The 8,905-nt window shown below is 65.7% G+C and carries 12 protein-coding genes; 7 read left to right on the top strand and 5 right to left on the bottom strand.

Annotated elements, in window-relative coordinates:
- A partial coding sequence (locus AC1D00_RS14590) for a TIGR02301 family protein (protein ID WP_477011148.1) occupies window positions 1–223 on the top strand: 223 nt, incomplete at its 5' end.
- Window positions 224–354: 131 nt separating this feature from the next.
- Window positions 355–621 (top strand): hypothetical protein, encoded by a 267-nt coding sequence (locus tag AC1D00_RS14595; protein WP_015687891.1) that lies wholly within the window; start codon window positions 355–357, stop codon window positions 619–621.
- A 165-nt stretch (window positions 622–786) separates the two neighbouring features.
- Here the strand turns inward: AC1D00_RS14595 and AC1D00_RS14600 are convergent, their stop codons facing one another.
- The 5 genes from AC1D00_RS14600 to AC1D00_RS14620 all read right to left on the bottom strand — a co-directional run bounded on the left by AC1D00_RS14600 (window position 787) and on the right by AC1D00_RS14620 (window position 4,903).
- Window positions 787–1,107 carry a cupredoxin domain-containing protein gene (locus AC1D00_RS14600; protein WP_477011149.1) on the bottom strand — a complete coding sequence of 107 codons (321 nt, stop codon included), beginning with the start codon at window positions 1,105–1,107 and terminating at the stop codon, window positions 787–789.
- 10 nt (window positions 1,108–1,117) lie between these two features.
- Complete coding sequence (locus AC1D00_RS14605) at window positions 1,118–1,651, bottom strand: DUF4142 domain-containing protein (protein ID WP_477011150.1); 534 nt, start codon at window positions 1,649–1,651, stop codon at window positions 1,118–1,120.
- Between the two features lie 87 nt (window positions 1,652–1,738).
- On the bottom strand, window positions 1,739–2,428 hold the full coding sequence (locus AC1D00_RS14610) for an RNA polymerase sigma factor (protein WP_404558461.1): 690 nt from the start codon (window positions 2,426–2,428) through the stop codon (window positions 1,739–1,741).
- A gap of 105 nt (window positions 2,429–2,533) precedes the next feature.
- Complete coding sequence (locus AC1D00_RS14615) at window positions 2,534–3,403, bottom strand: sulfurtransferase (RefSeq protein ID WP_477011151.1); 870 nt, start codon at window positions 3,401–3,403, stop codon at window positions 2,534–2,536.
- A 165-nt stretch (window positions 3,404–3,568) separates the two neighbouring features.
- Window positions 3,569–4,903: a dihydroorotase gene (locus AC1D00_RS14620; protein WP_477011152.1), complete on the bottom strand. Its 1,335-nt coding sequence runs from the start codon at window positions 4,901–4,903 to the stop codon at window positions 3,569–3,571.
- Between the two features lie 101 nt (window positions 4,904–5,004).
- Between AC1D00_RS14620 and ygfZ the strand changes: the two genes are divergently transcribed.
- The 5 genes from ygfZ (at window position 5,005) to AC1D00_RS14645 (ending at window position 8,758) form a co-directional block, all read left to right on the top strand.
- Window positions 5,005–5,886: a CAF17-like 4Fe-4S cluster assembly/insertion protein YgfZ gene (ygfZ, locus tag AC1D00_RS14625; protein ID WP_477011153.1), complete on the top strand. Its 882-nt coding sequence runs from the start codon at window positions 5,005–5,007 to the stop codon at window positions 5,884–5,886.
- Window positions 5,883–6,509: a DNA-3-methyladenine glycosylase I gene (locus AC1D00_RS14630; protein ID WP_011085340.1), complete on the top strand. Its 627-nt coding sequence runs from the start codon at window positions 5,883–5,885 to the stop codon at window positions 6,507–6,509. Before ygfZ ends, AC1D00_RS14630 begins: the two co-directional genes overlap by 4 nt.
- On the top strand, window positions 6,506–7,120 hold the full coding sequence (locus tag AC1D00_RS14635; protein ID WP_135179119.1) for a YfbR-like 5'-deoxynucleotidase: 615 nt from the start codon (window positions 6,506–6,508) through the stop codon (window positions 7,118–7,120). The genes AC1D00_RS14630 and AC1D00_RS14635 overlap by 4 nt, the downstream gene beginning before the upstream one ends.
- 143 nt (window positions 7,121–7,263) lie before the next feature.
- Window positions 7,264–7,770: a tyrosine phosphatase family protein gene (locus tag AC1D00_RS14640; protein WP_027543594.1), complete on the top strand. Its 507-nt coding sequence runs from the start codon at window positions 7,264–7,266 to the stop codon at window positions 7,768–7,770.
- 19 nt (window positions 7,771–7,789) lie between these two features.
- The gene (locus tag AC1D00_RS14645; protein WP_404558464.1) at window positions 7,790–8,758 is read left to right on the top strand and encodes an NUDIX hydrolase; all 969 of its coding nucleotides are present in this window, start codon (window positions 7,790–7,792) and stop codon (window positions 8,756–8,758) included.
- The last annotated feature ends 147 nt before the right edge of the window (window positions 8,759–8,905 follow it).

Genomic DNA, 8,905 nt, shown 5'->3' on the forward strand with positions numbered 1-8,905 from the left:
CAACGAGGGCAACAAATGGCGCAGCGAGATGCAGGCGCTGATCGATGCCGAAACCCCCTCCGGCGAGCGCCGCACCCGCATGATCGCCGGATTCAACCGCGGCTATAATGGTTTCCAGCAGACCTACCGGAGCTGCACGCCGGCCGCCACCGTCGCGATCCGCCGCTACATCGAGGAAGGCTCGAAGATCTCGCGCGACCTGACGGCGCGCTACGCGAACTGAACTCGCTGTCATCGTCTTTGTTCACAGCCATTAACCGTTCCTAAAGATGTAGCCTAGCGGGCGTTAATACGCGTGCTACACCACTCGCACAGCGCATCGCCGTGGATCGCGCCCAGCCCTGATCGAGTTTCATGAGCCAGCCGATTTCCTACGCCCCCGCCCGCGCGCCGCTGCCCGACCACGAGCAGAAACAGGCCGCACTGAGCTATCTCAACGAGGCCTGGGCCGAAGCGCGCCACGACGGCGTCGACGGCGACTGCCTGGCGCAGGCAAGCCTGTTTGCCGCCCTTGCCGAGCTTGTCGGCACCTATGGCGAGGACGCGGTAGCGAAATTCGTCGAGGGCTTTCCCGGCCGGATCCGCAACGGCGAATTCTCCGTCGACATCTCCCGGCAGTAAACGCCTTTGGAAAATGACCCCGCCACGCGGGCGGGGCCAGTTGACGGATGAATGACTCTGCGACACATCGCGAAGTCTGCGGCGTTTATCGCACGGAAGCCGCTCCCTGCGGCCAAGCATTAGTCTCGCTGCGGGCGGGAGATATTCCCGATGCAATCGGGAATGCTACGGCACGACCTTGAGCGTCGCCTTCATGTTGGGATGAAAGCGGCAGTAATACTCCACCGTTCCCGCCTTCTTCACGATCGTCGTGCCTGATTTCTTCGCCGGCAGGTTCACGTCGAAGTCGCCGCTTCCAGCGGTTGCGGTGTGCGCGAATACGTCCTTGTTAATCCACTCGACAGTGTCGCCGACCTTCGCGGACGCATCATTCGGCGATATTTCGAGATTCTCCATCGTGATCTGAACTGTCGCGGCGCATGCCGGGACGACCATCGTTGCGAAGACGACCGCCATTGCGGTCGAGCACACCCGTCCCGGCATCATATCCGCTCCCCTATTTCAGTTCGGCCGCGACATGCTCGGCGTGCTGCTGATGGCCCTGGAATATCTTCAAACCGGTCTGCAACAGGCTCTTCAGCTCCGCATTGCCGGCAGAGGGAATGAGCTGGCTTTCCAGCGCACCGTTGACCGCCTTGTGATAGGCGACCTCGTTGGCGACATAAGCCTTGTCGAAGGCTGCGCCGTCCAGCTTGTCGAGTTCGGCAAGCTTGTCGCTCGCCTGCTTCGACAGCGTGCGGCTGGTGTCGTTGTCCTCGGGCGTGACGTTCAGCTTCTTGACCAGCGCGAGCGCCTGCTTGTTGACCGCCTCGTGGTCGCGCAGCATGTCCTCGGCGAACGCCTTGACGTCCTTGTTCTTGGCCTTTTTCTGCGCCTGCTTGGCCGCGTTGATGTCGATCACGCCCGCGGTGTAGGCGATGTGGGCGATCTGCGGATCGGTGGGCTTGTCGGCTGCGCTGGCGCCCCCAAGCAGCGCGGGACTCGACAACAGAATTGCCGCGGCGAGCGCCGCGCTCCGTCGGGTGAACATGTTTGACACTCCTGTGCTGCCGGACGGTTGCCGGCGTCGCTTCACAGGCATTGGATGGGATTTTCGCGCAAACGTTCCCGAAAAATTTCAGCAGCCGCTGCCGAGCCGCTTCAGCACTGATACGGTCAGCCGCTCGCAGCGCCACCCGGCGAACGGGAACGCATCCATCACCACCGGACCGATCTCCTTCTCGACGTTCTCGCGCAGCATGGTGCGCGCACGGTGCAGCCGCGTCTTCACGGTCTCGGGCTTGACCCCGAGCAGATCGGCGGTCTCCTCGATGTTCATCCCCTCCATGACGCGCGCGACGAAGACCATGCGGAAGACATCCGGCAGTTCGTCGATTGCGCGTTCGACGACGCGCTGGATTTCACGTTGGGCCATGGTCCTTTCCGGATCGCCAGCGGGAGAAACGGGAAATCTTATGATCTGCGCCTCGAGCGCCTCTTCCGGCAGCGCGCCGAGCTCGACATGCGGCCTGCGGCTTCGCGCCCGGCCAAGCGCCTCGTTGATGGCAATGCGCGACAACCAGGTCGACAGCCCGGACTCGCCGCGAAAGCCGTCGAGATGGGTGAAGGCCCGGACATAGGTCTCCTGCACCACGTCCTCGGCTTCGCTGTCGCTGCGCAGGATACCGCGCGCAAGACGGTAGAGCCTGCGGTTGTTGGCCTGCATGATCTCGCGCAGCGCGGCCTCGTCACGGCCCCGCGCGCGGTCGACAAGTTCGGCTTCCGATGCTCTGGCGCCGGCGGACAGGCCGGCTGCGGTCCGCTGCATGGAGGTCACCTGTTTCCATTCGTTCCGGACATTGGATGCAGGCGCGGGGAAAAGGTTCCCGATTTTCTTACCTTCCCCGCCGGGTCCCTCCAGGGAGGGTAAGAGCTAGTCCGTCTCGATCGGCAGTGCCGGATCCCTCGCCCATTCGCCCATGGAGGCATCGTACAGCGTCAGCTTGTCGTAGCCGAGCTGCGTCAGCATGAGCAGGTCGATCGTCGCCGAGATGCCGCCGCCGCAATAGCAGATCACGGTCTTGTCGCGCGTAACGCCCTGGGCCGCGAATTTCGCTTCGGCATCGGCAAGGCTCGTCAGCGTCTTATCGGCATTGGTGAGCGTTGCAGCGGGAACGTTGACGCTGCCGGGAACGCGGCCGGGCCGGCCGTAGCGGCTCGGCTCAAGGCCTTGATGGAATTGCGGCCCGAGCGCGTTGACGATCACGGTCGAGGGATCGCCGATCCGCGCCCTCACAGTGGTCTTGTCGACGAAGAAGCCCGCGCGCGGCGTCGCCTTGAAGGTCGTGGCGGGAAAGCCCTTCGGCGCGCCCGTCTCGACCGGCCGCCCCTCGTCCTTCCATTTGTCAAAACCGCCGTCGAGCACCAGTGCATCGACGCCGAGCGAGCGCAGCATCCACCAGAACCGTGTCGACCACATCATCGTGCCGATGCTGTAGAGCACGATGGTCTTGGATGCGTCAGCGCCGTGGCGGCCGAAGGCGGCCTCTAGCTGGGGCACGCCAGCCATCATGAAGAGCGGGCCTGCGGAGGTGTCGGAGAACTCGCCCTGCAGGTCGAGGAAATCGGCGCCGGGGATGTGGCCGGCCGCGAAGGTCTTGTCGCCGGCGACTGCCCGATAGGGCACGTCGCTGCCGGGCGGCACGGGTTCGTTATAGGTCGTGCAGTCGTAAAGGCGTAAGGCGGGATCGCCGAGGATGGCGGCGAGTTGCGCGGTGGTGATGAGGGGTGTTGGCGTGGTCATCGTTGCTTCCCCACGTTCAGGTTGTCCGTCCGACAACACTGTCATTGCCCGCGAAGGCGGGCAATCCAGTATTCCAGAGGCAGCAAAATTTGAATCGAGGGGCCGCGGCGTACTGGATGCCCCGCCTTCGCGGGGCATGACAGCAGTGTGAACGGCGCAATACAGCTACGCCTTCAGCGTCTCCAGAAACCGCACCGGCTCGCCTTGCGATGGCGTCACCAGCTCGCCCTGCCACATCACGCGGCGGCCGCGGATGAAGGTGCCGACGGGCCAGCCGGTGACGCGGACGCCATCGTAAGGGGTCCAGCCGGCCTTGGACGCCACCCATTTGTTGGTGATGGTTTCGCTGCGCTTCAAGTCGACGATGGTGAAGTCAGCGTCGTAGCCCGCGGCGATGCGGCCCTTGCAGGCCATGTTGTAGAGACGCGCGGGGCCGGCGCTGGTGAGATCGACAAACCGCGCCAGCGACAGGCGGCCGGCATTGACGTGGTCAAGCATCAGCGGCACCAGCGTCTGCACGCCGGTCATGCCGGAGGGCGAAGCCGGATAGGTCTTCTGCTTTTCTTCCAGCGTGTGCGGGGCGTGATCGGAGCCGAGCACGTCGATGATGCCCTGCTCGATGCCGCGCCAGATGCCGGCGCGGTGATCGGCGYCGCGCACCGGCGGGTTCATCTGCGCCAGCGTACCGAGCCGCTCGTAGCATTCGGGCGCGACCAGCGTGAGGTGATGCGGCGTCGCCTCGCAGGAGGCGACGTCCTTGTGGTCGCGCAGGAACTCGATTTCTTCCTTGGTCGAGATGTGCAGCACGTGGATGCGCTTGCYCGTCTCATGCGCGAGCTTGACCAGGCGCTGCGTCGCCATCAGCGCCGCGGTCTCGTCGCGCCAGACCGGATGCGAGCGGGGATCGCCCTCGATACGCAGCGGCTTGCGCTCGTTGAGGCGGTATTCGTCCTCGGCATGGAACGCGGCGCGGCGGCGGATCACCTGGAAGATGCGGCGCAGGCTCTCGTCGTCCTCCACCAGCAGCGCGCCGGTCGAGGAGCCGATGAACACCTTGACGCCGGCGCAGCCCGGCGCGCGCTCCAGCACCGGCAGGTCCTGCACGTTCTCGCGGGTGCCGCCGATGAAGAAGGCGAAGTCGCAATGCATGCGGTGATGGGCGCGCTTCACCTTGTCGGTAAAGGCGGCCTCCGTCACGGTGAGCGGCGATGTGTTCGGCATCTCGAACACGGCGGTGACGCCGCCCATCACGGCGCTGCGCGATCCGGTCTCGAGGTCTTCCTTCTGCTCCAGCCCGGGCTCGCGGAAATGCACCTGAGTGTCCATCACGCCRGGCAGGATGTGCAGGCCCTTGCAGTCGACCACGTCGGCGGCGGAGGCTTGCGACAGCGCGCCGATCTCGGCGATGCGGCCGCCCGCAATGCCGATGTCGCGCAGCCCCTCGCCGTCCTGGTTGACGACGGTGCCGCCCCTGAGGATCACATCGAAACGCTGAGTCATGGCTGAAGGCCCCTCTCATCCCCAAGCGCAGGGCTCGAGGTCTTGTCGTTTATGCGCTGCGGGCTTACGTTCCGGAGCAACATGTCGCAAGAGATTTTCGCATGAAATCAGCGTTTCTTCCCGACCGGGGCGTGGTCAAGGTCGCGGGCGAGGATGCGCGCAACTTCCTCAACGGCCTCGTCACGACCGACCTCGACAGGCTCAAGCCGGGCCCGGGGCGATTCGGGGCGCTGCTGACGCCGCAGGGCAAGATCATCGTCGATTTCCTGATCACGGAGGCGCCGGCCGGCCACGGCGGCGGGTTCCTGATCGATTGCCCCAAGGCGCTGGCCGATGGCCTCGCCACCAAGCTGAAATTCTACAAGCTGCGCGCCAAGGTCACGGTGGAAAACCTCTCCGACGATCTCGGCGTGCTCGCGGCCTGGGGCGGCGCGCTCGCGGCCCAGCCGGATCTTGCCTTTGCCGATCCGCGCCATGACGAGCTCGGCTACCGCATCCTGATTCCCGAGGATCTCAAGCAGAAGCTGTCCGACCTCATCGGCGCCGAGCTGGTCGATGCGGCCACCTATGAGGCCCATCGCATCGCGCTCGGGGTGCCGCGCGGCGGGCTCGACTTCATGTACAGCGATGCGTTCCCGCACGAGACCAATATGGACCGCCTTGCCGGCGTCGATTTCGACAAGGGTTGCTATGTCGGCCAGGAGGTCGTCTCGCGCATGCAGCATCGCGGCACCGCGCGCACCCGCAGCGTCAAGGTGCTGCTCGATGACATCTCKCCGGAAGTCGGCGTCAGCGTGTTGGCCGGCGACAAGCCGGTCGGCACCATGGGCTCGTCGGCGCGCGGCAAAGGCATCGCGCTGGTGCGCATCGACCGCGTCGCCGACGCGCTCGATGCCGGCCAGCCGCTCACCGCCGGCGGCCTTGCCTTGACGCTCGCCGAACCTGAAGTCGTGCGCATTCCAGCCAAGCAGCCCACCGCATGAGCCGCGCCCCTCGCCTGCATCCCGACGGCCTGACCCGCTGCCCCTGGCCGGGTGAAGATCCGCTCTATGTCGCCTATCACGACACCGAATGGGGCGTGCCTGAGTATGACGACCGCGCGCTCTACGAGAAGCTGATCCTCGATGGCTTTCAGGCCGGCCTGTCCTGGATCACGATCCTGCGCAAGCGCGACAATTTCCGCAAAGCCTTCGACGATTTCCAGCCGGAGAAGATCGCGCGCTACAATGCCAAGAAGGTGCACGCGCTGATGAACGATGCCGGCATCGTGCGCAACCGCGCCAAGATCGACGGCGCTATCCTGAGCGCGAAGTCCTATCTGGATATCATGGAGAAGGGGCCGGGCTTCTCGAAGCTGCTGTGGGACTTCATGGACGGAAGGCCCAAGGTCAACAACTTCAAGACCACGGCGAGCGTGCCGGCCTCGACGCCGCTGTCGGTGCAGATCTCCAAGGAGCTGTCCTCGCGCGGCTTCAAGTTCGTCGGCCCGACCATCGTCTATGCCTTCATGCAGGCGACCGGCATGGTCAACGACCATCTCGTCGACTGTCATTGTCACGCAAGCTGCGGCAAGACGCAGCGCAAGCCGCGCCTCAAGGTCAAATGACGGCGAAGAAGTCGGCACACGGCGCGGAGTCCCGCGCCTGGCAGCGCATGCTGTCGGGCCGGCGGCTCGATCTGCTCGATCCCTCGCCGCTCGACGTCGAGATCGCCGACATCGCCCATGGGCTGGCGCGCGTGGCGCGCTGGAACGGGCAGACGACAGGCGCGCACATCTTCTCGGTCGCACAGCATACGCTGCTGGTGGAGACCGTGATGCGGCACGAAACGCCGCGCGTCGACCAGCGCGTGCGGCTCGCAGCGCTGCTGCACGACGCGCCCGAATACGTGATCGGCGACATGATCTCGCCGTTCAAGGCCGTGCTCGACGGCCACTACAAGGCGGTCGAGAAGCGCCTGCTCGGCGCCATCCACATCCGCTTCGGCCTGCCGCCGGTGCTGCCCGACGAGATCACGCTGGCCATCAAGGCCGCCGATCGCGGCGCGGCCTACCTCGAGGCGACCGAGCTTGCCGGCTTCAGCGATGCCGAGGCGAGGCGCCTGTTCGGCAAGGATCCCGGCCTGCCCGACAGCGTCCGGCGCGACTATCTCACGCCCTGGACGGCGGCGCGGGCCGAGAAGCAGTTCCTGGAGCGGTTTGGCGCGGTGTTTGCGTAGCATCATCCCTTCGTAGGGTGGGCAAAGCGAAGCGTGCCCACCACCAAGGCGAGATGAGCGCAGTTGCGAAATGGTGGGCACGGCGCGATGCGCCTTTGCCCACCTTACCAGCGCTCGCTATAATCGCGGCAAAAAGGTCCGCCATGATCCACGTCTGTTCCCTTGCCGCGCTTCCCGAAACCGTCCGCCTCACCAAGGCCAGCCATGTGCTGACCGTGATGGCCAATGTCGAGCAGGTGGCGCGGCCGGTGTCGGTGCTTCCGGCCAACCATCTCAAGGTGTCGATGGACGACATCACCGAGGAGATGGACGGCTTTGTCGCCCCATCGGAGACGCATATCGACCAGGTGTTGAACTTCGTGCGCGGCTGGGACCGCAGCGCGCCGCTGGTGGTGCATTGCTACGCCGGCATCAGCCGCTCCACCGCGAGCGCCTTCGCCGCCGTCTGTGCCCTCAATCCGCATCGCGACGAGATCGAGATCGCGAAGAAGATCCGCGCGGCCTCGCCGATCGCATCGCCGAACCGGCGCATCGTCAGCCTCGCCGACCGCGCGCTGGGACGCGAGGGCCGCATGCTGCGCGCGCTCGACGAGATGGGCCCGGGCGCGATGATGGTCGAGGGCCGCCCCTTCGTGATCGAGCTCGAATGACAGCAGCGAAGTCGGCCGCATGAGCGAGACGCTGCTCACGCCGATCGAGATCGGCCTGACCGCCGCGATCGTCGCGATCGAGGACCACGAGCCGCTGATCCTCACTGCGCGCGGCAGCGACGGGCTGGCCGGCCTGCCGTTCGGCCCTTTCGATGCGCTGAGCCATCGGACCTTCGAGATCGGCCTGCGTGCCTGGGTCGAGGAACAGGCGGGCTTGCGGCTCGGCTATGTCGAGCAGCTCTACACGTTCGGCGATCGCGGCCGTCATGCGGAGGCCGGCGACACCGGCGCGCACATGGTGTCGATCGGCTATCTCGCACTCACCCGCGCCGTCGACGGCGAACTCGCAGCGACCGGAGCGAGCTTCGAGCCGTGGTATCGCTTCCTCCCCTGGGAGGACTGGCGCGAAGAGCCGCCCGCGATCATCGCCCGCGACATCATCCCGGCGCTGACGAATTGGGCGGAACAGGAGACGCCGGAGACGACGCGGGCATTGCCGCGCAGGGATCGCGTGCGATTCTATTTCGGTCTCGACGGCGCGCCCTGGGACGAGGAGCGCGTGCTCGACCGCTACGAGCTGCTCTATGAGGCCGGGCTGATCGAGGAGGCGCGGCGCGATGGCCGCCCTGCGGCATTAGCGCGCAAGGCGCTTCCCGCACTCGGCACATCCATGCGGTTCGATCATCGCCGGATCCTCGCCACCGCGATCGCGCGGCTGCGCGCAAAATTGAAGTATCGTCCTGTGGTGTTTGAACTTTTGCCCGCCGAGTTCACACTCACCGAATTGCAGCATACGGTGGAGGCAATCTCCGGCCGACACCTGCACAAGCAGAATTTCCGCCGCCTGGTCGAAACGGAAGCCCTGGTCGAACCGACCGGCGTGATGTCGACACAGACCGGCGGACGGCCGGCGGCGCTCTACCGCTTCCGCCGCGACGTGCTCCAGGAGCGGCCCGCGCCGGGCTTGCGTATGCGCTCCCGGCGCTAGATACGATATTTGCGCGATCGGCCCCTGCCCGCCGGTTGCCTGGAGGCTTCATGTTCGACGGCCCGTTTGACCTCTTTGCGCTGATCATTGCGATCATCACCTTCCTGATCGCGATCAAGGCCTCCAGCCAGGCGGCCGAGCTGCGCC

The sequence above is a fragment of the Bradyrhizobium sp. P2_E8 genome (assembly GCF_056403875.1).

Bases quoted from the DNA above. Each gene is read 5' to 3' on its own strand.
- AC1D00_RS14595 (WP_015687891.1), top strand. From the start codon at position 355: ATGAGCCAGCCGATTTCCTACGCCCCCGCCCGCGCGCCGCTGCCCGAC.
- AC1D00_RS14600 (WP_477011149.1), bottom strand. From the start codon at position 1,107: ATGATGCCGGGACGGGTGTGCTCGACCGCAATGGCGGTCGTCTTCGCA.
- AC1D00_RS14605 (WP_477011150.1), bottom strand. From the start codon at position 1,651: ATGTTCACCCGACGGAGCGCGGCGCTCGCCGCGGCAATTCTGTTGTCG.
- AC1D00_RS14610 (WP_404558461.1), bottom strand. From the start codon at position 2,428: ATGCAGCGGACCGCAGCCGGCCTGTCCGCCGGCGCCAGAGCATCGGAA.
- AC1D00_RS14615 (WP_477011151.1), bottom strand. From the start codon at position 3,403: ATGACCACGCCAACACCCCTCATCACCACCGCGCAACTCGCCGCCATC.
- AC1D00_RS14630 (WP_011085340.1), top strand. From the start codon at position 5,883: ATGAGCCGCGCCCCTCGCCTGCATCCCGACGGCCTGACCCGCTGCCCC.
- AC1D00_RS14635 (WP_135179119.1), top strand. From the start codon at position 6,506: ATGACGGCGAAGAAGTCGGCACACGGCGCGGAGTCCCGCGCCTGGCAG.
- AC1D00_RS14640 (WP_027543594.1), top strand. From the start codon at position 7,264: ATGATCCACGTCTGTTCCCTTGCCGCGCTTCCCGAAACCGTCCGCCTC.
- AC1D00_RS14645 (WP_404558464.1), top strand. From the start codon at position 7,790: ATGAGCGAGACGCTGCTCACGCCGATCGAGATCGGCCTGACCGCCGCG.